This window comes from Kribbella sp. NBC_01245 (assembly GCF_036226525.1).
Taxonomy (GTDB): Bacteria; Actinomycetota; Actinomycetes; order Propionibacteriales; family Kribbellaceae; genus Kribbella.
On record NZ_CP108487.1, the window covers coordinates 3,671,064 to 3,693,588 of the forward strand.

Annotated in this window: 24 protein-coding genes; 13 read left to right on the plus strand and 11 right to left on the minus strand. The window is 66.6% G+C overall.

The window, feature by feature from the left end:
* The 4 genes from OG394_RS16115 to OG394_RS16130 are packed head-to-tail and all read right to left on the minus strand — an operon-like array spanning nt 1 to nt 6,138.
* Nucleotides 1–1,218 carry a sarcosine oxidase subunit beta family protein gene (locus OG394_RS16115; RefSeq protein ID WP_328996173.1) on the minus strand — a complete coding sequence of 406 codons (1,218 nt, stop codon included), beginning with the start codon at nt 1,216–1,218 and terminating at the stop codon, nt 1–3.
* Complete coding sequence (gene glyA, locus OG394_RS16120; RefSeq protein WP_328996174.1) at nt 1,218–2,510, minus strand: serine hydroxymethyltransferase; 1,293 nt, start codon at nt 2,508–2,510, stop codon at nt 1,218–1,220. The genes OG394_RS16115 and glyA overlap by 1 nt, the downstream gene beginning before the upstream one ends.
* 11 nt (nt 2,511–2,521) lie before the next feature.
* On the minus strand, nt 2,522–3,658 hold the full coding sequence (locus OG394_RS16125; RefSeq protein WP_328996175.1) for an aromatic ring-hydroxylating oxygenase subunit alpha: 1,137 nt from the start codon (nt 3,656–3,658) through the stop codon (nt 2,522–2,524).
* A gap of 41 nt (nt 3,659–3,699) precedes the next feature.
* Nucleotides 3,700–6,138: a GcvT family protein gene (locus OG394_RS16130; RefSeq protein WP_328996176.1), complete on the minus strand. Its 2,439-nt coding sequence runs from the start codon at nt 6,136–6,138 to the stop codon at nt 3,700–3,702.
* Nucleotides 6,139–6,295: 157 nt separating this feature from the next.
* On the opposite strand from OG394_RS16130, the gene OG394_RS16135 reads away from it, so the two are divergent.
* Entirely contained in the window at nt 6,296–6,505 is a 210-nt protein-coding gene (locus OG394_RS16135) for a hypothetical protein (RefSeq protein WP_328996177.1), read from the plus strand.
* 144 nt (nt 6,506–6,649) lie between these two features.
* Nucleotides 6,650–7,138, plus strand: coding sequence for a hypothetical protein (locus OG394_RS16140; RefSeq protein ID WP_328996178.1), 489 nt, complete (start codon nt 6,650–6,652; stop codon nt 7,136–7,138).
* A 215-nt stretch (nt 7,139–7,353) separates the two neighbouring features.
* Here OG394_RS16140 and OG394_RS16145 read toward each other — a convergent pair whose 3' ends face one another.
* Nucleotides 7,354–8,232, minus strand: coding sequence for a YwqG family protein (locus OG394_RS16145; RefSeq protein WP_328996179.1), 879 nt, complete (start codon nt 8,230–8,232; stop codon nt 7,354–7,356).
* Between the two features lie 107 nt (nt 8,233–8,339).
* A complete protein-coding gene (locus tag OG394_RS16150) occupies nt 8,340–8,543 on the minus strand; it encodes a hypothetical protein (protein ID WP_328996180.1) in 204 nt (67 codons plus the stop codon).
* On the opposite strand from OG394_RS16150, the gene OG394_RS40080 reads away from it, so the two are divergent.
* From OG394_RS40080 to OG394_RS16160, 3 genes are all read left to right on the plus strand, one after another.
* Entirely contained in the window at nt 8,454–8,687 is a 234-nt protein-coding gene (locus OG394_RS40080) for an Imm32 family immunity protein (RefSeq protein ID WP_442914306.1), read from the plus strand. The genes OG394_RS16150 and OG394_RS40080 overlap by 90 nt on opposite strands.
* Nucleotides 8,688–8,774: 87 nt before the next feature.
* Complete coding sequence (locus OG394_RS16155; RefSeq protein ID WP_328996181.1) at nt 8,775–9,002, plus strand: hypothetical protein; 228 nt, start codon at nt 8,775–8,777, stop codon at nt 9,000–9,002.
* A 67-nt stretch (nt 9,003–9,069) separates the two neighbouring features.
* Complete coding sequence (locus OG394_RS16160) at nt 9,070–9,582, plus strand: hypothetical protein (protein WP_328996182.1); 513 nt, start codon at nt 9,070–9,072, stop codon at nt 9,580–9,582.
* Between the two features lie 454 nt (nt 9,583–10,036).
* Here OG394_RS16160 and OG394_RS16165 read toward each other — a convergent pair whose 3' ends face one another.
* Nucleotides 10,037–11,047, minus strand: coding sequence for a hypothetical protein (locus OG394_RS16165; protein WP_328996183.1), 1,011 nt, complete (start codon nt 11,045–11,047; stop codon nt 10,037–10,039).
* Nucleotides 11,048–11,463: 416 nt separating this feature from the next.
* Here OG394_RS16165 and OG394_RS16170 point away from each other — a divergent pair, with 416 nt between their 5' ends.
* Complete coding sequence (locus OG394_RS16170) at nt 11,464–12,570, plus strand: hypothetical protein (protein WP_328996184.1); 1,107 nt, start codon at nt 11,464–11,466, stop codon at nt 12,568–12,570.
* 399 nt (nt 12,571–12,969) lie between these two features.
* On the opposite strand, the gene OG394_RS16175 is transcribed toward OG394_RS16170, so the two are convergent.
* Nucleotides 12,970–14,289 (minus strand): hypothetical protein, encoded by a 1,320-nt coding sequence (locus OG394_RS16175; RefSeq protein WP_328996185.1) that lies wholly within the window; start codon nt 14,287–14,289, stop codon nt 12,970–12,972.
* Nucleotides 14,290–14,422: 133 nt separating this feature from the next.
* Between OG394_RS16175 and OG394_RS16180 the strand changes: the two genes are divergently transcribed.
* The 6 genes from OG394_RS16180 (at nt 14,423) to OG394_RS16205 (ending at nt 19,160) form a co-directional block, all read left to right on the plus strand.
* The gene (locus tag OG394_RS16180) at nt 14,423–15,220 is read left to right on the plus strand and encodes a hypothetical protein (protein ID WP_328996186.1); all 798 of its coding nucleotides are present in this window, start codon (nt 14,423–14,425) and stop codon (nt 15,218–15,220) included.
* 200 nt (nt 15,221–15,420) lie between these two features.
* Nucleotides 15,421–16,260: a hypothetical protein gene (locus tag OG394_RS16185; protein WP_328996187.1), complete on the plus strand. Its 840-nt coding sequence runs from the start codon at nt 15,421–15,423 to the stop codon at nt 16,258–16,260.
* Nucleotides 16,261–16,274: 14 nt separating this feature from the next.
* Complete coding sequence (locus tag OG394_RS16190) at nt 16,275–16,760, plus strand: hypothetical protein (RefSeq protein ID WP_328996188.1); 486 nt, start codon at nt 16,275–16,277, stop codon at nt 16,758–16,760.
* A 123-nt stretch (nt 16,761–16,883) separates the two neighbouring features.
* A complete protein-coding gene (locus OG394_RS16195) occupies nt 16,884–17,261 on the plus strand; it encodes a hypothetical protein (protein ID WP_328996189.1) in 378 nt (125 codons plus the stop codon).
* 155 nt (nt 17,262–17,416) lie between these two features.
* A complete protein-coding gene (locus OG394_RS16200; protein WP_328996190.1) occupies nt 17,417–17,902 on the plus strand; it encodes a MarR family winged helix-turn-helix transcriptional regulator in 486 nt (161 codons plus the stop codon).
* Between the two features lie 22 nt (nt 17,903–17,924).
* On the plus strand, nt 17,925–19,160 hold the full coding sequence (locus OG394_RS16205) for an epoxide hydrolase family protein (RefSeq protein ID WP_328996191.1): 1,236 nt from the start codon (nt 17,925–17,927) through the stop codon (nt 19,158–19,160).
* 14 nt (nt 19,161–19,174) lie between these two features.
* On the opposite strand, the gene OG394_RS16210 is transcribed toward OG394_RS16205, so the two are convergent.
* Together OG394_RS16210 and OG394_RS16215 are read right to left on the minus strand one after the other, a co-directional pair.
* Entirely contained in the window at nt 19,175–20,155 is a 981-nt protein-coding gene (locus OG394_RS16210; protein ID WP_328996192.1) for a serine hydrolase domain-containing protein, read from the minus strand.
* 137 nt (nt 20,156–20,292) lie between these two features.
* Nucleotides 20,293–21,180 carry a hypothetical protein gene (locus OG394_RS16215; RefSeq protein WP_328996193.1) on the minus strand — a complete coding sequence of 296 codons (888 nt, stop codon included), beginning with the start codon at nt 21,178–21,180 and terminating at the stop codon, nt 20,293–20,295.
* 134 nt (nt 21,181–21,314) lie between these two features.
* Between OG394_RS16215 and OG394_RS16220 the strand changes: the two genes are divergently transcribed.
* On the plus strand, nt 21,315–21,929 hold the full coding sequence (locus OG394_RS16220) for a hypothetical protein (protein WP_328996194.1): 615 nt from the start codon (nt 21,315–21,317) through the stop codon (nt 21,927–21,929).
* Between the two features lie 68 nt (nt 21,930–21,997).
* On the opposite strand, the gene OG394_RS16225 is transcribed toward OG394_RS16220, so the two are convergent.
* Nucleotides 21,998–22,459 (minus strand): DUF4383 domain-containing protein, encoded by a 462-nt coding sequence (locus OG394_RS16225; RefSeq protein WP_328996195.1) that lies wholly within the window; start codon nt 22,457–22,459, stop codon nt 21,998–22,000.
* Nucleotides 22,460–22,525: the final 66 nt, after the last annotated feature.

A 22,525-nucleotide genomic window follows, 5' to 3' on the forward strand; every position in this document is an offset into this window, starting at 1 on the left:
TCAGTGGGCGACGCCGGCGGCGCCGTGTTCGTCGATGAGGGCGCCGGTGGTGAACCGCTCCAGCCCGAACGGGCGGTTCAGTTCGTGCGGCTCGCCGGTGGCCATCGTGTGCGCCATCACCCAGCCGGCCGACGGCGTCGCCTTGAAGCCGCCGGTGCCCCAGCCGCAGTTGACGTACAGGTTCTCCACCGGGGTGGCCCCGATGATCGGCGAGGCGTCCGGGGTGACGTCGACGATCCCGCCCCAGGTTCGCAGCAGGTGCGCCCGGGCGAAGATCGGGAAGAGCTCGATCGCGGCCGCCATCTGCCGCTCGATCACGTGGAACGAGCCGCGCTGGCCGTACCCGTTGTAGGCATCGACGCCGGCGCCCATGACGAGCTCACCCTTGTGGGCCTGGGAGACGTACACGTGGACGTAGTTCGACATCACCACGGTCGGGTGGACCGGCTCGTAGAGCTCGGACACCAACGCCTGCAGGGGATGCGACTGCACCGGCAACCGGAAGCCCGCCTTCTCGGCGAGCACGCTGCTGTGGCCGGCCGCGACCAGACCGACCAGACCGGCGTTGATCCGCCCGCGCGTGGTGTCGACCCCGACGACCCTGTTGCCGTCCTTGACGAACCCGGTCACCTCGCAGTGCTGGATGATGTCCACACCCATCGCGTCACAGGCCCGCGCGAACGCCCAGGCGACGTGGTCGTGCTTGGCGATTCCGGCCCGCGGCTGGAAGGTCGCGCCGAGGACCGGGTAGCGCAGCTCGGGCGAGACGTTGATGATCGGGCAGACCTTCGCGACCTCGTCCGGCTCCAGCCATTCGGCGTCGACGCGGTTCAGCCGGTTCGCCTCGACCCGGCGGACCGAGTCGCGGACGTCCTGGAGCGTGTGGGCGAGGTTCAGGACTCCGCGCTGGCTGAACAGGAAGTCGTAGTCCAGCTCGGCCGGCAACAGCTCCCACAGCTTGAGCGCGTACTCGTAGATCGCCGCACTCTCGTCCCACAGGTAGTTGGACCGGATGATCGTGGTGTTGCGAGCCATGTTCCCGCCCGCGAGCCAGCCCTTCTCCAGTACGGCGATGTTGGTCAGGCCGTGGTTGCGGGCCAGGTAGTACGCCGTAGCCAGGCCATGACCACCACCGCCGATCACGATGGCGTCGTACGACGACTTGGGATTCGGATCCCGCCAGAGCCAGGCGGGGTGCTCCGGAAGCTGCTTGGCCATCAGTCCTCCTGCGGCGGGTACAACGGGAACTTGGACGCGAGAGCCTCGACCCGGCGGCGAAGTTCGACCGGATCGCCGGACCCGGTCAGCGCGGCGGCGATGATGCCCGCGACCTCCTCGAACGCCGCGGCGCCGAAACCTCGGGTCGCCAGCGCCGGGGTGCCGATCCGCAGACCGGACGACACCATCGGCGGTCGCGGGTCGAACGGTACGGCATTGCGGTTCACGGTGATCCCGATCTCGTGCAGCCGGTCCTCGCCCTGCTGCCCGTCGAGCTCGGAGTCACGCAGGTCGACCAGGACCAGGTGTACGTCGGTGCCGCCGGTCAGGACCGAGATACCGGCCACGCTGACATCCGGCGCCGACAACCGGCGGGCGAGCAGCTTCGCACCCTCGAGCGTGCGCTCCTGACGGTCCCGGAACTCCGCGGAAGCGGCCAGCTTGAACGCCACCGCCTTGGCCGCGATCACGTGCTCGAGCGGACCACCCTGCTGCCCCGGGAAGACCGCGGAGTTGATCTTCTTGGCCAGCTCGGCCCTGCTCAGGATCACCCCGCCCCGCGGGCCGCCCAGCGTCTTGTGGGTCGTGGTGGTGACCACGTCGGCGTACGGCACCGGGCTGGGGTGCAGACCGGTGGCGACCAGACCGGCGAAGTGCGCCATGTCGACCATCAGGTAGGCGCCGACCAGATCCGCGATCCGGCGGAACTCGGCGAAGTCGAGTTGCCGCGGGTACGCCGACCAGCCGGCCACGATCATCTTCGGCCGGTGCTCCAGGGCCAGCCGCTCGACCTCGGCCATGTCGATCCGGAAGTCGTCGGCCGACACCTGGTACGGCACCACCTTGTACAGCTTGCCGGAGAAGTTGATCCGCATGCCGTGGGTGAGGTGACCACCGTGGGCCAGGTCCAGCCCGAGGATCGTGTCGCCCGGGTCGAGCAGCGCGAACATCGCGGCCGCGTTCGCCTGCGCGCCGGAGTGCGGCTGGACGTTCGCCGCCTCTGCGCCGAACAGCGCCTTGACCCGGTCGATGGCGAGCTGCTCGACCACGTCCACGTGTTCGCAGCCGCCGTAGTACCGACGGCCCGGGTAACCCTCGGCGTACTTGTTCGTGAGCACCGATCCCTGGGCCTGCATGACCGCCCGCGGCGCGAAGTTCTCGGAGGCGATCATCTCCAGCGTGTTCTGCTGGCGGCGCAGTTCGTCCGCGACGGCGGCGGCGATCTCCGGGTCGAAGTCGGCCAGGCTGCGGTCCAGGACGGTCTCGGCCAGTGCGGTGCTGTTCGTCGTCATCAGGTTCTCCTTCAGCTGCGGGGCTTGAGCGAGTCGAGGACCCACTGGTGGAACTCGGCGATGTGATGCTCGCTCGGCACCAAGACCCCACCTGCTGCGTACATCCGCGAGTCGGTGGCGTCCTGGCAGCGCTCGCAGGCCTCGAAGTCCTGCTGGTTGACCCGGTGGAAGAGCTCCACCGACTTGCTCAGGTCTTTGCCTTCGGCAACGACGTTCGGCAGGTACAGCCAGTCACACTCGACCACCGTGTGGTCGGGGGCGAGCGGGAACATCCGGTGGATGATCACGTGGTCGGGGACCAGGTTGATGAAGACCTGCGGCCGGATCGTCACGGCGTAGTAGCGGCGGTCCTGGTCGTCGGAGATGCCCGGGATCCGGTCCAGGCCCTCGGAGCCGTCGACCGTGAATCCCTTGACGTCATCGCCGAACAGCGCGCCGTGCCCGACGAAGTACTGTGCCGCGAAGCCGTCGGCGAACTCCGGCAGTACCTCGGTGAGCTCCGGGTGGATGGTCGCGCAGTGGTAGCACTCCATGAAATTCTCGATGATCAGCTTCCAGTTGGCTTTCACGTCATACGTGATCCGCCGGCCCAGCTCGAGGTTCTCGATCCCATAGTGCTCGAGCGCCTCGACGTCGCCGAGGCGGGTCAGTACCGCGCCGACCACGGTCTCCTCGAACGACGGCGCCTCCTCGGCGAGGCAGACCCAGATGTAGCCGAGCCACTCGCGGACGTGGACCTTGCGCAGGCCGTACTCGACCCGGTCGATGTCCGGCATCTTGGTCAGGTTCGGGGCGGCGATCAGCTTGCCGTCGAGGTCGTAGGTCCAGGCGTGGTACGGGCACTGGAAGGCCCGTTGGGTCTCGCCGGACTCCTCGGTGCACAGCTTGGCGCCGCGGTGCCGGCAGATGTTGAAGAACGCCCGCGCCTCACCGCGGCGGGAGCGGCTGATCAGGATGCTCTCGCGGCCGATCTGGACGGTCCGGAAGGCGCCCGGCTTCGCGATGTCACCCGAGCGGACCGCGCAGAACCAGAGCTGCTCGAACAGCACCTCCTGCTCGCGAGCGAACAGGTCGGGGTCCGAATACGCCGCACCCGGCAGGGTCGGCAGGAAACTGTCAGGGAGGGTCTTGTTCTCGGTGACGGTCATGGAGACTCCTTGCGCGATGAATCGGAAACGTCGATCGGGGGTCAGCCGCGGAGGCGGGTCATCTTCGGGTCGAACAGCGGCTCGGCCGTGACGACGGCCTGCACCCGGTGGTCGAAGTAGCCGATCTCGACCGGTGTCCCGGGGGTGGCGGCCTCGATCGGCAGCCAGGCGTAGGCGATGCCCTTGCCGATCGTGTAGCCGTAGGCCGCGCTGGTGACGTACCCGGCCGGGCGCCCGTCGACGAAGACCGGTTCCTTGCCGGCGACGACGTCGACCGGGTCGTCGATGGTCAGGCAGGCGAGCGTGCGAGTCTGGTTCTCCTTGCGGCGCAGCAGGGCATCGCGGCCGATGAAGTCACCCTTGTCGAGCTTCACGGCGAAGCCCACGCCGGCCTCGTACGGGTCGTGCTCGAAGGTCATGTCCGCACCGAAGGACCGGTAGCCCTTCTCCAGCCGCAGGCTGTTGAACGCCGCGCGGCCGGCAGCGATGATGCCGTGCTCCCGGCCTGCCTGCCAGATCGAGTCCCAGAGCCGGAGCCCGAGGTCGGCGCTGGTGTAGAGCTCCCAGCCGAGCTCACCGACGTACGAGAGCCGCATCGCGGTGACCGGGACGTTGCCGATGCTGAACCGGGCGGCACGGAAGTACTTCAGACCGGTGTTCGTCAGGTCCGCGTCGGTCAGCTTGCCGAGCACCTCGCGGGCCTTCGGGCCCCACAGGCCGATACAGCATGTGCCCGGCGTGATGTCGGTGACGACGACCGACCCGTCGCCGGGCAGGAAGCGGTTGAACCAGTCCTCGTCGAGCGCGCCGTTGGCACCGACCTGGTACTCGTTCCGGCCGAGACGCGCGATGGTGACGTCACTGCGGATGCCACCGTCGACGTCGAGCAAGAGGGTGTAGACGACCGACCCGACGGACTTGTCGACATCACCGGTCGCGAGCCGCTGCAGGAATGCGGTGGCACCAGGGCCCTTCACCGACAACCGCTTCAACGCCGTCATGTCGTACATCGCGACGCCCTCGCGGGTGGCCCGGGCCTCAGCACCGGCCACCGGCGACCAGTAGCGCGCGGCCCAGTCGTTCGGCTCCGGTACGTCGTACCGCTCGAGGAGGTCCTTGTTGGCGTCGTACCACTGCGGCCGCTCCCAGCCGGTGGCCGGCAGGAAGTAGGCGTCGAGCTCCAGCTGGCGCGGGTAGAACGGCGAGGTGCGGACCGCACGCGGCGAGTCCATCGGCTGGAGCGGGTGCAGGATGTCGTACACCTCGACGAAGTTCTGGCAGTCGCGTTCGAGAACGTACTCCGGGACGAGTTGATAGTCCTCGAACCTGTTCACGTCGAACTCGTGCAGGTCGAAGCTCTCGCTGTACCCGTTGGCCAGCCACTCGGCCACCGCCCGGCCGACGCCGGCGGAGTGCGTCACCCAGACCGCCTCCGCGACCCAGAAGCCGGACAGCTCGGGCGACTCGCCGAGCAGCGGCATGCCGTCCGGCGTGAAGGAGAAGACGCCGTTGATCCCCTCCTCGATCTTCGCGTCCGCCGTCGACGGGAGCAGAGCCTGCGTCTCGTCCCAGGCGGGCGCGAAGTCGTCGGGGGTGAACTCGAGGACCGACGGCATCACGTCGGCCTCGTCGACTGCGACCAGGTCGTTCGCGTCGATCGGCATCGGGCGGTGGCCGTAGTAGCCGATCCCGAGCTGGTCGTAGCGGTCGCGGTAGTAGAGGTCCGCGTCCTGGTGCCGGAGGATCGGGCGGACCGCTTCCTCGGTCTGGCCGGCCAATGCCGGGACGGGGCCGGTCCAGGCAAGCTGATGGGCCAGCGGGGTCAGCGGAAGTCGCATGCCGGCCAGGGCCGCGACCTTCGGGCCCCAGATCCCGGCGCAGCACACGACGACATCGGCCGGGATCTCGCCGTGGTTGGTCTCGAGCCCGACGACCCTGCCGTCCTCGACCGAGATCCCAGTGACCTCGTGGCGCGGCAGGAACCGCACACCGCGGCCCTTCGCCCGTTCGATCTGCGCCTCGACCGCCCACAGTGCCTTGGCCACACCGTCGGTCGGGCAGTGCAGTCCGCCGAGCACCCGGTCGCGGTCGACCAGCGGGTGCAACTCGACGCAGCGATCCGCATCGACGACCTCCGCCTCGACACCCCAGGACGTGAGCCAGCCGTGCCGACGGTGGATCTCGGCCAGTCGCTCCGGCGTCGTCGCGATCTCGAGGCCCCCGACCTGGAGAAAGCAGGACTGCCCCTCGTGCTCGAGCTCGACGAACTTCTCGACCGTGTATCGAGCCAGATCAGTCAGGGCCTTGGAACCGCTGGCCTGGAAGACGAGCCCGGGCGCGTGCGAGGTCGAGCCGCCGGTGGCTGGCAGGTCGCCCTGGTCGAGCACGACGATGTCCGTCCAGCCGAGTGCGGACAGCTCATCCGCAAGCGCCGCGCCGACGACTCCGGCTCCGATGATGGCGGTTCGACGTCCGACCATTCCGAGACCTCCCGTGTTGCGTATCCTGCATTCGATTGCGACACAAGCAACAATGCAGTGGGACCCGCGAGGCCGTCAAGACCTCCGACACCAAAGATTCCGGTGCTCGGTGTGTGCCTCGCGATGCAAGGCCTGGTGACGTCATACGGCGGGACGGTTGAGCGGATCTCGGGTCTGGCCCGACGGCGACGGTTTCGTCATTCTCGACGTCTGGCGCACTGAAGCTGATGCCCGCGCCTTCCTGGAATCTGTAGTGCATCCCGTCATGGCGAAGATCGGCTCGATGGTTGGTCTCCTGGTCCTGGCCAAGCCGAAGCCCACAAAGACAGCCAGCAGCCGGGGCAAGACAGCGCTGTATGCCACTTAGCGTCGAGAAGCTCCCCAGGGTGGTGTTCTCCCACTCGTCACGGCCGGAGGTCCGGTAGTCGGTGAGCACGCGGTCAAGGAAGGTGGCGAACTCCGTCTCGGCTCGACATCACGGATGCGTCTGGTCTCTGTGGTCAAATCAGTCATGAGTTATGACTTCGCCGTCCTCACGCCGGAGGCTGCCGGATCCGACGACCGCGCCGCGCTCGCGGCGGCAGTCGCAGTATTCGAAAGTGAGAACGTGGCCGACGGCCAGGCGGACCCACGGCTGACCGCCTTCCTCGCCGACCGCGAAGCGGCCGGGGCAGCGGACGAGAACGACGGATGGCTCTCGGTGTGGCCGCTAGCTGGCAGGGCCGATGGACTGGCGGTGCCGATCACGTACGCGGACGTCGACAACAACTACGTGGCCCTGCTCAGGCTCGCGGCGCGTCACGGGCTCGTCCTGGTCGACCTGAATGCCGGGGACGTGAATCGGCCCGCCCCAGGCGAACCCATCGGGGTCAAGGCCGGTGACGGCACTCGTCTCGGCGCATTGACCTATGGGCGGCTCGAGTCGCTCGTGGCTGGCCTTTCCCCGTCAGCCCCGTGGATCGTCCTTGAGCGCGCTCCGGAGGTGTACCTCCAGACGTAGCGTCACGAGGACGGAACGTTCGTGCTCGAGCATCGCGACGGCAGCGCTGACCGGCACTTCAGCACGATGGTGCCCGACGCTCACGAGGTGCTGACGCGCATGTGGTCGTGGCTAAAGGATCAACCCAACTGGAACACCAATTCCGACTGGGAACGTGTTCAGTTCTAACAGTTGACACGGTCGTCCAGGCTACCGCCTGACGGCAGATCCGTATGTCAACCGCACTGGAGCACGAGCCAAGTGAGTTCCCAATTGCGGTCGACAAGGTCGGACTTCCGGATCCAGTAGTAGAGGCGTCCTACGTCGCCCCACATCATGTCGGCTTCGTCCTCGGAGTCGATCTGCATGAGGAGGCGCCAGTCGGCTGCGCCAGGGCTCAACTCTGCGGCGCGCGGATCTTGATAGCCAGTTGAGTCACCGCAGTAGAGACCGTTGGTGGCGAGCTGGCATTCAAGTTGCATGTCCCCCTGCACAGGGTCTGGATGCCCGAGGAGCCGATGCTTCGTCGCATTCTCGTCGTCGAACAGCTCCGCGTAGGCGAACAGCTCCGCGTAGGCGAAGCGCTCGTCGCGGGTCATGCCGACGGACTCGATGTCGAACGACTCCCATGGCGCGAAAGTCATCTCCGCCATCGGCTTCAAGGTGAATGCATCGAACACGCCCTGATCCGTCAAGTCCGACGGGAGTCGTCGTGGCTCAACCGGGATCCCCGCAGGCGTGTAGAGGACGGCGGATGCTCCATGGTCAACCGGATCGAATCCCCACGCGTCCTGAGAAACGGCGTCGTAGAAGAACGACAAGAGCCCGTCTCGGGGCAGGGCTCCATCGACGTCGTACGGCGCCACGTCGGCAAGATTCACCTGTGCGATGAAACTCAGATGCGAAGCGTCGTCCCGCGGCCACGGCGTCCCCGTTGGCAGATCGGGTGCGCCACCCAGCCGGCTGGTCCGGAGGCTATGAGTCTGGGCGGAGAGGTCTGGTGTGAGTCGGATGCTCGGCCGCGCCAACCGCACCAGAGAGTCGGCGAACGCTGCAAGACCAGCTGATTCCACGCGACCTCTGAAGGCCGCAACTTCATCCTCGAGTCCGCTCATGAGAGCAAGTCTGACAGTGCGCGCGCCGAGCCGCTGACTCGTCTGCAGATCGACGTGCGAGACTCGGTGCGCGCGGACAGCGGCACGAGCGTGCGTTCGGAAGGTCGTCACCACGTGGTGACGACCTTCCGATCGAAGTGGCGGACTACGACAGGTCCCGTGGAGTCGTTCTGCTGACCGAGGAAGGTGGGGACATCGTCGTCCGCCTCGGGCCCGACGGCGTGGAGATTGAGGCGAACCTCGCGAGCCCGCGCGACCTGGCTCGCTGGTGCCTGGCTCTCGCTGATCCAGATGCACCCTCTGGGTCGCACATCCACTTCGATCCGGGCGTATACCTACTCACTCCCGACAGCGAATCGCTAATACTCGGACGCTCGGACGGTCTTGTGGCAGTAGACCGGGGCACGTCGCATGCTCGCTCATCGGCAGATCCGGAACTGCTCTGGTGGGGTTGACGAGGACTCTGACGCCAGACCGGTCACCAGCCGTACATCTGAGCCGGCGTGGATTGTCCTTGCCGCGCATCCGTTTGATGGTCAAGCGTGCCCGCCACGCAGTACCGGCAGGCCGAGATCGGTAATTCGTTCGGTCAGGTTGTGGATGACCTCAATGAGGCGCGGGCGCTGTCGTGGGTCGATGTCGAGCATGGGGGCCTGAGGAAGACCGATGAGGGCTCCAAGCCCGACCATCCCGATCAACGGCTGTGTCTTCCGCGGCTACGCGTCCCGGTCGAGCACAACGGAACGATCCCGACCTGCCAGTCGAGCTGAACCAAGGCTCGGAAAACCGCCACCCGGCGTCAGCGAGCGCCTGGTGCTTCCTGTTAGGAGAACGTGAATGAACATCACATCCACAGTGGGGCGTCTTCGTCGCAGCACCAGGGCGTTGATCGCGGCTGTCACCGCGATCTTGGTCGTCAGCGCAGTCACCCTGACGAGCGCGGCTCCGGCACATGCGTCGGACTGGGGTGGCGACGGCACCCCCTCCGGTTGCTCGAGTCCCATCACAGTCGCCACCGCTTCGATCTATGGATCTCGCGGCAACCTCGCGGGCAAGAAGATCGGTGAACTCCAGCTCCGGTGGTCGTGGTCCTGTCACGGCAACTGGTCCCGCGTCATCATGTACGGCGGAATGTACTCCAGCCCGGTGACCGCGGAGCAGAACATCCAGTCGGAGGGCCGTGCTGCAGGCGCGACCGACTTCGTCTCCACGGGCAGCGGCGGAAGAAGCGCCTGGTCGCCTTACATTCGCCTCGCGAACTCGCAGAGTACGGCGTGCGCGCAGGCGTGGTTGTCGTCGGACTTCGGCACGCTGAATTTCCACACCAACGGAGCGCGCATCTGCGCCTAGACGTGCTCGGTGATGAGGCTAGTAGCGGCGGGTTGGGGTTGACGTGAGGAGAACCTCCGGTTGAGGCGGGCTTACCTAAGGCCGACCGCATCAACCGGAGGTTCTCGTGGTTGCGTTGACCGCGCCGCTGGTGTCCGGTCTCATCTGATCTGACGCACGGACGCGGCGCTGACCTGGGGTGCACCAGATTCACCACTGCAGGTCCAGGTCTACTGACCGTCTTGTACGGTGCATGGGAACTGTTAGCACCCAACAGGATCTCCGCTATCGGCGCTTGGTCAGCGGGAGTTGGGCGCCGGAACCGCCCCCGCGAGGCCGACTCTCGGCAACTGCCCACGATCGCGGAACTGGCTCCCTCACAGCGGGCGTGCTATTCCGAGGGCGGCGATGGCGGAAGGCGGTTCGGTGCTCGTGCACCGAACCGCGATCGCGAAGGACCGGCCGTATGACGTGACTACCCCGTGTAGATCGAGGCGCGCAGATCGGCCGAGGTGTACGCCGCGTCAACGAAGACCATGCCTGTCACTTCGCCCGGGTCGGTCTGGCCGTTGCCGTTGGAGTCGTGGACCGTACGCCCATGCACGGTGCCCCGGGCGTCGACGGTACCGCTGGCGGTCGTCCGGTAAACCGGCCCGCCGGAGTCGCCCGGCTGGGCCTGGGTCGAGTCGGCCCAGATGAGGCCGGTCCTACCGTTCCAGGCGGTCGACCCGATGGTGCCGCTGCCACCGCCCGAGGTCATTCCGTAGAAGGCGACGACCTCGCCGAGCTTGTTCGGGGTCGCGGTGGTCACCGTGCGCTCCGAGAAACCGCCACCCGACAGCCACACCCAGGTGGTGGCGTTGAACGAGGTGTTGGGGGCGGGGCGGAGGAGCAGAACGTCGTTGTTCACCGCTGTACCGGCCTGTGTTCTGGTGCCGAAGTGCCGGCCGTCGTGGTACCACTCGATCCAGGGGTTGGTGCCCTGGTAGCAGTGCAGCGCCGTGCTGCCGAGTACTGCGCCGGTGGCCCAGCTCTTCCAGGCAAAGCCCGCGGTGCACCCCGAGCGCTTGCCCAGGGCATTCCACGATTCGATGTGGTTGCCGGCGGTCCAGCCACCGCGGTCGCTGGACGGCGAGCCTGCGGTCAGTTCCACATGGCCGCGAGCGACGGAAACGTACGGCCGCAGGGCGCTGGGCACCCGGTCGTGGATCTCGTCGACATGGTCCTTCACCAGCACCATCAGCTGGCCATGGTCGGGGTGGATGGTAGCGATGTCGTCGGCGTATTCACCGGCCCACTGGGCCTTGGACCGCCACAGGTCGTCGACCTGAGCCGCTACGGCCTGCACACTCACCGACTGCCGCGCGACCGCGCTCCGCTTGAACGGCTCCTCTTGCTGGGCATTTCCACTGCCCGTGGCGCAGACCGTCGCCACCGCCATCACCGCCACCCCTACGACAGCCTTCCAGACCACGTTTCTCCTCACGGAACCCCCTGTGCTCTCATCCCCAAGAGCAGCGAATCGCTGCCGCACTGATGGCCAGCTTCGATTCGCCACCGTCACAGGACAAGGCCTTTCCAAGATCTTGCAGCAACCTGCAGCACGATCCGCGGACAACAGGGTGAGCGGTTCGGTCTGAGGATTGTCGGCGGGTGACGGCATCTTGGCTATCGGCACTTTGCCATAGGTGACTTCCACCCGCGCGGCAGGCGGGCACTCAGATGGACGATGTAACCGCGCCGGAAGCGCCAGGCGAATCGCCGTACGAGGAACGAAGGGCCACCCATCCATGCCGGTCGTCCGCGGATACCTCTTCAAACGCTTCGAGGAGCTGAGGGATGTAGGCCCATCCACTGGTTAGGCTTCGGCTCTTTGCATGCTCTTTGGTGGGGAGAGTTCGGATGATCGCAGTACGACGGATCGCAGCCGCAGCGGCGGCGATGAGCCTGATGGTGGGGGCAGTTCCTGCGGGCGCAGCCCCGACTGCAAAGGCCAAGGCAGCGGTCAGCCTGAAGGGACCGACGAGCGCGCCCTACGGCAGCACGATCAAATTCACCGGTCTGCTGTGGAAATATGGCACCACGCAGCGCATCGCCGGGGCGACCGTGACCCTGCAACGCGCGACCCACGGAACAACGAACTGGACCACGATCAAGTCCGCCAAGACCTCATCCGCGGGCGCCTTCACCTTCGGCGTGAGCGCCGGCGCTCGATACGACTACCGCGCCCGCTGGGGCGGCTCGGCCGCCTACACCACGGCTCTGAGCGGCGTTCTCAAGCCCGCCACCGCGCACAAGGTGGTTGTCGATAGTTTCCGCGCTACCACGGCAGATGGCGACGGGATCGCTTCGATCGATGTCCGAGGCCGGGTCTTCCCGAAGCCGCCTGCCTACTCGACCGGACGGCTCCAGCGCTGGAACCCGGACAGCCGTCAATGGGTGAACATCGGGCTCGCCAGCAACACCGATTCCGGCAGCGGTTCGAACATTCTCGACGCCTGGGGCCGGGGCACGCAGGGCATCGCGACCTACCGCCTGCTGGCTGTTGCCCGTGGCCCCTGGGCCGCCGGGGCATCGGCGCCCTTCACGCTTCCGATCTACCGTTCCCGCGAAGCGATCAGCGCAAGCCGCTACACCGAAGGCGCCTCGGGTGCTTCCGCTGGAAGCCGGTGGATGCTGGTGGACGGAAGCCGCCTGGAGCAAGGCATCGAGACGTCGACCGCACGCTGGGTCACCTTCCCGACCGCCACCTGCCGCACCATGGTCCTCCGGTCCTACGCGTACAACGGTGACACCATGCGGGTGGCTCCGGTCATCTCGGTCGTCTCAGACGCCGGGACCTTGTTCGCCAAGCCGTTCGAGCGAGCCGGTACAGGCTGGAGCGTGCCCGATCACTACCCCATCCCCCTCAAGGGAGCCCGGCAGGTACGCGTCACCGTGACCAACCGGGACGCCGGCACAGGCTCCTTCTACCAGCTGTCCGGCGCGCTCAGCTGCTACGGAGCTTGAGCTGCCGGCGTAGTCGAACGCGAGCCGTCCAGCGCTGGGCACGCGACGACCTCAAAACGCGACCGCACCAGCATCACCTTCCGATACCAGAGGACCTCATGCGGGCGATGTGGCTCGTCGTCTTGACGAGCGTGAGGTTCGAACCATCGGCATTGGAGGTCCAGAGGCCGACCACCACACTGGCCACCGGGCAGGTCGATTGTGGCACCGACGGTCGCCGTGCCGGACGATCCGTTGCACTTACCTTGGTTGAGGAGTGTGCCTGTGTACGCCGTGGTCCCCGCGTATGGAACCACTGAGACCCATCGGCAACCGCTTCCGGCGACCGAGTGGAGCAGGCCCGTGGCCGTGACCAAACGGCTGGAGAAGGTGACGCTGCCCGGGGTGACGGAGCCACGGCTACTGGATGTTGAGGTAGCGGATGTAGGTGTAGGTGGGTCGGCCGGGGCCGCCGTCGGGGAGGTAGACCACGCGCACGTGAGTGTCCACCGTGGCGGTCCAGTTCGAGTAGTAGTAACCAGTCGACGTGGTGGTCGCGGTGGCCACCGTCCGGTATGGCGCGGTCGGGGTTGATCCGGGCCGGGCTTGGACGAGGATGCGGCGGTTCGTGAACGGTGTGGTGACGCCGTTCGGGTCGGCCAGGGTCAGGTTTCCGTACGTCGCCATCGTGGTGCCCGGCAGGACCACCGTGCCGGACTTCGGCAGTGCCTTGCCCGTCAGCCGGACAGTCGGCTCCACCACATCCACGTCGAGGCCGGGGTTCATGATCCCGCCGGCTGGGCTGTTGGGCGGGGTGACGAGGACCATGGAGTCGGATCCACTCCAAGGCGTGTAGCGAAGGACAAAGGTCCCGTCGGCGGCAGTGGTCGCCCGCGCTCCGGTGTCGACGTCCCGGCTGCTGTCGACGTCGTACTCGCTCAGGCCGACCACGCGGATGCCAGGGCCGGCGTATCCCCTGACAGTCGTTGGCACGCCGATCGCCACTTTGCTGTGGTACGGCGACGTCAGCACGACGCCCGGCCGGAACACGGCGTTCTGCCCGCTCTGCGCCGCCGCAATCAGCGCACTCGCCGGTGGTGTGGCGAACTGGAACTGGAATTCCTGGGTGAGCTTGCGCGAGTAGGTGAACCAGCCGTTCGCATCGCTTCGCAGGGTCGTGATCGGGTAGTACCAGCTATCGAGGTACTTGGAACCCGTCACCTTGACGCTGATCCCGGCCATCGGCACCAAGGCCCCGGTCGAGGTGTACTTCAGCACCCGCGTCCTGATCGTGTACGTGCGACCGGCCGCCGACCAGATGACCTCGCGCATCGGCATGATCGAGGCCCGCGGTACGACGAAGGTGATCGGCCGGCTGAGCGGATAGGTCCCGGACGCGTCCTGGGCGTGCGTGATGAGCCAGGTCCCGACGCCATTGGCCACCGGCACCACGAGCGATCCCCAGGTACCCCAGCCGTCCGGAGTGTCGTTGGTGTCGGTCAGGCGCACCTGCTGCCGGAGCGTTCCGTCGACCCGTTGCACGATGACCGAGCTGCCCTCGCAGATCTGCCGCATCCGAATGGCCTGGGCCGTCGGGCGATTGGTGACCGGGTTGATCGTCACCTCGAAACTCTCGCCCACACATCGGGCGACCGCATCGGCCGCGATCGCCGCCCCTGACGGCCCACCGGCGAACACGCCGAGCAGCCCTGCCACCAAAACGATCGCTGACTTCCTCATAGCCACCCCTTCCGGGTCTCTACCCCTGACGATGCGGGCGGCTGCCCCAAAGTTGCGGAGGGCTGAGGGGTAGACGTTTGCGGCGTGGAACCGTCTGTCCCAGTCCGACCCGGGGAGCATCGACAATGTCCCCATGTCGCGTCTCCGTTCCGTGGTGCGGTGGGTCTTCCTGCGAGGACCCGCCGCGTTCTACCAGCTGGCCGATTCCAGGCCTGGACTGCTGTCTTTGCTGGCCGTGGTCGCGTTGGCCGCCGCCGGTGGCCTGGGCGCCGGCATCGGTGCGTTGATCGCACTGGCGACAGCGCGGCCTCTGTCACCAGCAGTCGACACCGGGGCGTTGGCCGCGATTCTCGCGCTAACTGGCTGGTTCGGGATGTCAATTGTGGTGGTCGGCGTGCTTTGGGTTCGCGGAGTCACGCCGGCTGAGGCGGTCGCGGGGCAGCCCGCTGGGCGCCATGCTGCAGGATCGGCCCCTGGTTGGCGGCGGCGGGGGCAGCCGCTCGTCCCCGGGTCGTTGGTCGGCTTCTTTGCGATCGTGGCGGTGATATTCGGCGCGGTGGGTGTGCATGCCTGGCAGGTGTCGCGACCGTGGTCCGAACCGACAGCTGTCGTCGATGGCGTGGTCGTCAACTTCCATGAGCCCGGGCTAATCGAGAAGGGGGCGGGCACCGTTGTCGTGCGCTACACAGTCGACGGCTCGTCGCACACTCTGGAGATCGACGCGGACACCGGCGGCCGTGTGATCAAAGTCGGCGACACGCTGCCGGTGGAATACGCCGTCAATCGACCAGCACGCGCCCGGGCCGTCTGGACCGTCGAAACCGCGCGCACCGATGCGCCGATCTGGGCTGGCCTGTCCGGTCTCTGTGCAGTCCTCGGCGCGGCCAGTGGAATCGCGTACCTCGTTGGACACCGACGGCGTCGTACCTGATGACGGACGCCGGGCGGCGGAGAGCAACAGCCTGCCTGGCCATCGGCGGTGGCGGAAGGTTTTTGCAGCAAGTTGCAAGAGGCAATGACCAGCAAGTCTTTCAGTTGTTGCCTCTAGCAACTTGTTGCAGGTATTGACAGTGCGGGGAGGGATCGGGGCTCGGTAGGTTCGCCGAGCCCGTTTCCGACCTGGGAGGCACTGTGCGCAGATTCACCCGGAAGGCAATCGTCGCCATCGCGGCGGCCCTTTTGGCATCGATACCGCTGACAGCCAAGGCCGTCGAAACCACACCACCTCCACCACCGGTCACGCAAGCGTCCGCCGCGGCGTACACCGTGAGCCCGGGCAGTTCGATCAACGTCAATGTCCGCAAGGTGATCTTGCCGGGCATGAAGGTCCAGATGTCGATCTCGCTGGGCAACTACAGCGCGACGCCGTCGCAGGCACAGATCAAGTTCAAGATCCGCTGTACCACCAAGGACTTCAGGTTCCTCACGGTCTATGGCAAAACCCAGATCGTCACCGTGCCCGGCGATCCGGCCAACCCGCCCAAGGGTGGCAAGGACCTCAAGTCGGTCAGCGACGAGATCGAAGTTCCCGCTGAGTGCGCGTCGCAGAAGGACAGCGGCCCGATCACCCACGACGGCAGCTTCGTGGCCGAGATGGGTCCCGTCGGCGCGGAGTACATCGGTGTCAAAGACGCCTTCTTCCACGTCGGCCTGCCGTTCACCGTTACCTACTTCCGGGAGAACTTGGTCCTGCAGGACGGATTGGTTGCCGAGTCGCAGGCGCATCACACGCTGCCGCAGAAGTTCGAGGGCAACTTCGGCCTCGCGGGAATCAACATTCACGACCCGATCTACCTGCGCTGGTGGTGCTCCAGGGCAGGTGTTCCAGGCAACCACAGCAGCAAGGCCTTCGAGTACAACCAACTCTGGGAGACGTTCTTCAGGACCAATCCCAACGCGACCGCAGCACAGATCCTCGCCTATCGTGCGTCCATCCAGGGCCGGTACGTGTACACCTGCCCGAAGCCATAGGAAGCAGAAAGCCGTTGCCGTACGAACTGCAGGCCAACTCAGACGCCGACGATCTGTGGGTCAAACCGAACTTCCCGGGCGCACCGGCACTCGGACCGTTCCTGAACGCCAACGGTCAAGAGCTCCACAAGCTAGTGGCCGACGGCAACCTCGAGCAGGTTGACTTCACACCACGGTTCGCGCGTACCAACGCCGGGTGGCGCATCGGGGACCTGTTGTGGACCACCTACTTCATGAAGATCGCGTCCCGACGGCTCATCGACGTGCTGGAGGCGATCGAGGCCACCGGCTACCGATCGTTCCCTGTCGAGGTAGTGGACACCGACGGCTCTAGCCTCGGAGCCTTCGATGGCCTGGCAGTCCTCGACGCCGATCCCTCCCACGACCTGTACTTCTCCAATGGAGCACAGTTCTGGAGCTTCATCGCCTCCGACCGAGTCGTCGAAGCTCTCCGGGCGGCCGACGTCACCGGGCTGTCCATCAAGCCCGCCTGGCAGTAGTCCGAGGGCGGCGCAGACACCGTGTCTGCGCCGCCCCACCAAGTCTGCAGCAAGGTGCAAAACGTTGGCGTGCCGCCGCCGACTGCTACTAACTTCGGCCTCTCGTTCGAACCTAGGAGAGCTATGCGCAGACTTCACACCGCCGCCGGCATCGCCGTGGCATCCACCATCCTGCTCGGCACCGCACTCCCGGCCATGGCCGGCACGACGGACCGCGAAATCGAGCTGAATTGGCCGGGCGTGGGCGGCTCGTTCAACCTCACCGACAAGGACATCGCGGTCGGCGACGAGGCTTGTGACGACGACTCCGTCTACGCGCAGTGGAAGACCATTCCCGGCAACACCATCATGATCAGAAACAACGACGGATGCAACGGCCCCTGGAAACACGGGTCGGTGCCAATGGGTGACGGCACCTGGGTGTACTGGCGAATTTGCGTGGACAAATCATGGCCGACCAGCGACTCGTGCACTGGGTGGGACAGCGGGGTGGTGGGCTGATCCAACGATCGCCTGACGAACGCTGAGGAAGCCTGCCCGCCTTGGCCGCGGAACGCCCGGCACCACTGCCCGGTCTTCTTTCGAAGGCTGAGCAGTGGTGCCGAGCCAGCGATTCTGCATAAGTGGGTTATATAGGTTGCTGATAGAGTTGGTGCATGTCTCCGAGTAAGTCGACGGCCGGTCTGGATGTTGGGGCGTTGGGGCTTGCTATGGAGGAGTTCACGGCGGTGTTCATTCGGCTGGCGTCGGTGGAGCAGAGGAGCTTCACCACGTTGGGTGTTCTGCACACGTTGGCGACACGCGGGCCGATGCGGCTGTCGGAGCTGACGGCTAGCGAGCGGGTCACGCAGCCGGCGATGACGCAGCTCGTAACCCGGCTCGAGCGGGACGGGCTGGCCGTGCGGTCGCCGGACCCGTCGGACGGCCGGGCGGTGCTGGTGCAGATCACGCCCGCCGGCGCCGAGGCGGTCGAGTCGCGGCGACAGGAGCGCATCGGCCGCCTGGCCGCCCTGGTCGACCAGCTCGACCCGCGGCATCGGCGAGCACTCGCCGCATCGCTGCCCGCCTTCCTCGAAATGGCCCGGCTCGCCGCCCAACCAAGCAACCAGCCGAACCCCACCCAGCAAGGAACCACGTCATGACCACCCAGCAGGGGACCACGCCATGACCACTCGGCACGACTTCCCCCTGGAGCCCACACCGATCCAGGTTGCCGACGAAGTGCTCGACGACCTGCGCGCCCGGCTCACCCTGACCCGTCCGCCGTTGGACGAGGACAACGAGGACTGGTCGTACGGCGTCCCGGCCGGCTATCTCGGTGAGCTGGTCGCCTACTGGCGGGACGGGTACGACTGGCGCAAGGCCGAGGCCGCGATCAACGCCTACGAGCACTACCAGGTGGGCGTCGCCGGTGTCCCGGTGCACTTCATGCGCAAGCCCGGTCGCGGCCCCAGCCCGATCCCGTTGATTCTCACCCACGGCTGGCCATGGACGTTCTGGCACTGGTCGAAGGTGATCGACCCGCTCGCCGACCCGGCCGCGTTCGGCGGCGACCCCGCCGACGCGTTCGACGTCATCGTGCCGTCGCTGCCCGGCTTCGGATTCCCCGGCCCGCTCACCGGCTTCCCGGACGTCAACTTCTGGAAGGTCGCCGACCTCTGGCACACCCTGATGACCGAGACGCTGGGATACCAGAAGTACGCCGCCGGTGGCTGCGACATCGGCGGGATCGTCTCCAGCCAGCTCGGCCACAAGTACGCCGACGAGCTGTACGGCATCCACATCGGCTCCGGGCTGCCGCTCGACTTCTTCACCGGCCCGCGCGCCTGGGACCTCGCCCGGAACCGTCCCCTCACCGGTGACGAGCCCACCGACGTCCGCGCCCGCATCATCGAGCTGGACCACCGCTCGGCGTCCCACCTCGCCGTGCACATGCTCGACGGCGCCACCCTCGCCCACGGGCTGAGCGACTCACCCGCCGGACTGCTCGCCTGGCTGCTGGAACGCTGGAACGCCTGGAGCGACAACGGCGGCGACCTCGAGTCCGTCTTCACCAAGGACGACCTGCTCACCCACGCCACGATCTACTGGGCGAACAACTCCATCGCCACGTCGATGCGGTACTACGCCAACGCCAACCGCTACCCCTGGTCCCCGGCCCACAGTCGTACGCCGGTCGTGCAGGCCCCGGTCGGCCTGACCTTCGTCGCGTACGAGAACCCACCTGGCATCACCACCGCCGACGAGCGCGTCCAGGCGTTCAAGTCCGGACCGCAGGCCGCCTGGTTCAACCACGTCAACGTCAACGCCCACGACCACGGCGGCCACTTCATCCCCTGGGAGAACCCCGACGCCTGGGTCAGCGACCTACGCCGCACCTTCCACGACTACCGGTCCTGAACTAGTACGACGTGTTAGTCCCCCAAGGCGCGGGCGATGGGCCAGGCGCCAGGAGAGGTGTTGGAGAGCACGGTGCAAGTGGTGCCGGTGTGCGGGTCGTGGGTGGACTTGAACGACGCGCCGGCGTCGTACCCGACCAGCATCGCCGTGTCGGTGCTCTCGTGCAGCCAGAAGCCGAGACCGTAACGCTTGGATTCCTGGGGTACGTCGCAGCGTGGCCGTACAACCTCATCGACGGAATCCACGATCTCGCCGGCGAAAAGCGCGCGCCAGAAGGTGGAGATATCGGCGGCAGTGGTGTGGATGCCGCCATCGCCGTTGGCCAGCACCGGCAGGTGGAAGATGTTGGAGCGGTCCACCCCGTCCAATGGCAGGTAACCCACGGCCGCGTCAGCGGGTAGCTCGTCGCCGCGGAGGAAGTCGGTTCTGGTCATGCCGGCCGGGCGGAGCACCCGCTCCCGAACCAGGTCGTGGTAACCGACGCCGCTGGCCCGCTCCGCCAGCAGCGCGAGGACCACGAAACCACCATTGCAGTAGCCGAACCGCTCACCGGCCCGGAACTTGGTGGGATGCCCGTCCAGCAGAGGCAGGAAAGCCTCGGTGGTAGTCAGCTCGTGGGCCGCGCCCATGAAGTAGTCGGTGATCTCGGTGTCGGCCTCTTCGTCCAGGTAGTCACCGATGCCAGAGGTGTGCGTGAGTAGATGTTCGACGGTCACGTCGTCCGCGATCAGCGGAAGATCCTTGCCGAGCAGGGATCGAGCGGTGGTGCCCAACTCCAGCACCCCCTCACGCACCAGCGAGAGGACAGCCAGGGCGGTGAACCCTTTGCTGCCGCTGGCGATGCCGAACCTCGTGTCCAGGGAGTTGGGAACGCCGTACGTGCGGTTGGCCAGCCCGTAAGCCTTCGCGAACTCGATCTCGCCGGCCCGGTCGATCCAGACCACACCAGAGAAGCCGGTCTCCCCAGCGATCTTGTCAATATCCCCCTGCGCCATTGCCGCAGATTAACCCAGCCTCGCCCCAATGCCGACCCTATTTATGGGGCGAGCGCCCGGCGCTACACCAGGACATGATCGACCAGGACGGACACCACCACCTCCCGGCGTAGTGGTGGTGTCCGTCCCTTACTGCGTTAGTAGGCCTCTGCCGTCCAGCCGACGAGGCCGAGGGAGCCGCCCTTGATGTCGGTTCCGACGCCGTCGGTCTTGTTCGCGTCGAAGTGGATGGACGCTCTGCCGGCGGCGGTGATTCCGAGCAGCGGGCGACCGTTGGGGTGTGAGTCGCACCATCCCGTGTTGAGACTGGCAAGGGATGCCCAACCACTCGTCCGCAACACCTTCGGGGTGATCCTTGCCGGGGTGGCGTAGTTGATCCGCCACTCCTTGAGCTCCCCGTTGGCCTTCGTACCGAGCAGCACGTCCACGGCGGTACTGCCCGTTCCCGCGGTGCGCTGGTACGCCAAAGTGCGGACCGTGTCCCAGCCGACGCCGCTCAACTTCACCGGCGCCGACATCGTTGGCTGACCGTCGGAGAAGGCGAACTTGTAGCGATAGAGCGAGGTGCCGGCGACGCGATACACGTACGGCCACGCCATCTCGAGGTGCCGGGTGCCGGCGAACCCCGATTTGACGCGTGTGAGTTTGTGCTCCGTGACCTTCCAGACGCCGTCGGTCCGCGTGACCACGCGCTTCAGCAGGTAGACGTTCCCATCGGTCGGGTGTGCCACCAGACTGCTCGCCGCGCGCGAGTCCGCGCCACCGGATTCGAGGAACGTCACAACTGCTGATGGGACCCAGCCGAGTTTGTCGCCGGAGATCGCCTGGGTGCCGGTCTTCCTGGCGGAGTAGCTGTAGGTGAGACGTTGTCCATCGGAGCGGTACGCAGTCGTGTAGACGCTGCAATCCGCCGGTACGTCGCTGAGGGCCGCGGTCGCCGGGCGAGCGGTCACGACGACTCCGGTCACAAGTCCGGCCGCGACAACGGTCAACGCCGTCGCGGCGGCCAGGATGGATTTACGCATAAGGGGAGATCCTCCACGGGATATCGAGTTCGGGTGCAAGGTGGATTCTGCGGATCTCCACCGGCGCGCGACTGCCCGTACTCCGCCCGTACCCCGCGGGCGTTGAGCCGGGGCTTTGCGGGTACTGGATAGACGTGGCCGTTTACGGGGTTGTTTGGCGTGCGGTGTGCTGGCTGCTGGGCGCAGTCGGCGTTCCGCTTGCGTGCATCGCGTTGCCGCTGGATGGGGTGGTGGCGATCGTGGTGCTTGCCATCGTGGTGGGCGGGACCACGGCTGCTGGCCATTGGTCGGTGATCTCCGCGACCAACCCATCGCCGGGGCTGGCGCGATCCGCAGTGTTTGGAGTTGCGGCCTGTACGGCGGTGCTGGCCATCGCCGGGTTCGCCGTCCTCTTGGGTGTGGGCGTCGTGGGTCTGGTGTTGCTCGTCGGGATGACGTCACCGCAGGCGATCGGATGGTGCGGCCGGCTGCGGGGCACTTCATCGGCAAAGGCAAAGGTCCAGGCCGATCGGCCGTCGAAGGACACGAGGACGAGTACGACGAGTACCAGCGAGCTTTGCCGGCAATGGCAAGCGACGTACGACGCCCTCCGGCGCGCGGAGTCACCCGAGGCGAGGCTGCGCATCGTCCAAGCGCGCCAGCGCTGTTTGGACGAGCTCGAACGCCGCGATCCCGACGGCCTGCACGCGTGGCTGGAATCGAATGCCAGCGCCGCCGGCGACCCCAGCCGGTTCCTCGCCGGGAGCTGACCCGGGAGCTGACCCGGCCGCTCACCGGCACCTGACGGACATCACCAGGTGCCGGTGAGCAGCGAAGGTCAGGGCTGAACAGTGGTCGTCGTGCTGACGGTTCGGCCCAGAGCCAAGCCCAGCAAGACCATGCCGGCGCCGAGGCCCAGGTGGAGCCAGTTGTCGGCGGTGTTCAGCGGGACGAAGTTCGCCGCGCTGGACTCGTCGATCACAAGACCGTAGACCCACAACAGCAGGTACACGATGCCGCCGCCGATCAGGAAGCCGCGAGCGCCCGACGCGGTACGGGCCAGCACCAGGCCGGCGACGCCGAAGAGCAGGTGGACGATGTTGTGCAGGATCGACACCTGGAAGACCCCGAGCAGCATCGCGTCGGAGTCATGGCCGGCGAACATCATCGAGTCGTAATCCGTGGTGATCCCCGGAATGAACCCGACGACTCCGACGGCTAGGAACACGACCGCCACTGCCAGCGCGGTCTTCTGCACCGCCGTGGCGGTCATCGAGCTTGCGTTGGTCTGCGACATCATCGCGACCTCCTGAAGGATCCGTCCCGATGGAACGGAGGTGGATTATGCACGCATCCGGTACCCACA

Excerpts from the sequence above, each read along its gene's own strand:
- OG394_RS16115 (WP_328996173.1), bottom strand. The coding sequence starts at position 1,218 with ATGGCCAAGCAGCTTCCGGAGCACCCCGCCTGGCTCTGGCGGGATCCG.
- glyA (WP_328996174.1), bottom strand. The coding sequence starts at position 2,510 with ATGACGACGAACAGCACCGCACTGGCCGAGACCGTCCTGGACCGCAGC.
- OG394_RS16125 (WP_328996175.1), bottom strand. The coding sequence starts at position 3,658 with ATGACCGTCACCGAGAACAAGACCCTCCCTGACAGTTTCCTGCCGACC.
- OG394_RS16130 (WP_328996176.1), bottom strand. The coding sequence starts at position 6,138 with ATGGTCGGACGTCGAACCGCCATCATCGGAGCCGGAGTCGTCGGCGCG.
- OG394_RS16140 (WP_328996178.1), top strand. The coding sequence starts at position 6,650 with ATGAGTTATGACTTCGCCGTCCTCACGCCGGAGGCTGCCGGATCCGAC.
- OG394_RS16145 (WP_328996179.1), bottom strand. The coding sequence starts at position 8,232 with ATGAGCGGACTCGAGGATGAAGTTGCGGCCTTCAGAGGTCGCGTGGAA.
- OG394_RS16160 (WP_328996182.1), top strand. The coding sequence starts at position 9,070 with ATGAACATCACATCCACAGTGGGGCGTCTTCGTCGCAGCACCAGGGCG.
- OG394_RS16170 (WP_328996184.1), top strand. The coding sequence starts at position 11,464 with ATGATCGCAGTACGACGGATCGCAGCCGCAGCGGCGGCGATGAGCCTG.
- OG394_RS16175 (WP_328996185.1), bottom strand. The coding sequence starts at position 14,289 with ATGAGGAAGTCAGCGATCGTTTTGGTGGCAGGGCTGCTCGGCGTGTTC.
- OG394_RS16180 (WP_328996186.1), top strand. The coding sequence starts at position 14,423 with ATGTCGCGTCTCCGTTCCGTGGTGCGGTGGGTCTTCCTGCGAGGACCC.
- OG394_RS16195 (WP_328996189.1), top strand. The coding sequence starts at position 16,884 with ATGCGCAGACTTCACACCGCCGCCGGCATCGCCGTGGCATCCACCATC.
- OG394_RS16200 (WP_328996190.1), top strand. The coding sequence starts at position 17,417 with ATGTCTCCGAGTAAGTCGACGGCCGGTCTGGATGTTGGGGCGTTGGGG.
- OG394_RS16205 (WP_328996191.1), top strand. The coding sequence starts at position 17,925 with ATGACCACTCGGCACGACTTCCCCCTGGAGCCCACACCGATCCAGGTT.
- OG394_RS16210 (WP_328996192.1), bottom strand. The coding sequence starts at position 20,155 with ATGGCGCAGGGGGATATTGACAAGATCGCTGGGGAGACCGGCTTCTCT.
- OG394_RS16215 (WP_328996193.1), bottom strand. The coding sequence starts at position 21,180 with ATGCGTAAATCCATCCTGGCCGCCGCGACGGCGTTGACCGTTGTCGCG.
- OG394_RS16225 (WP_328996195.1), bottom strand. The coding sequence starts at position 22,459 with ATGATGTCGCAGACCAACGCAAGCTCGATGACCGCCACGGCGGTGCAG.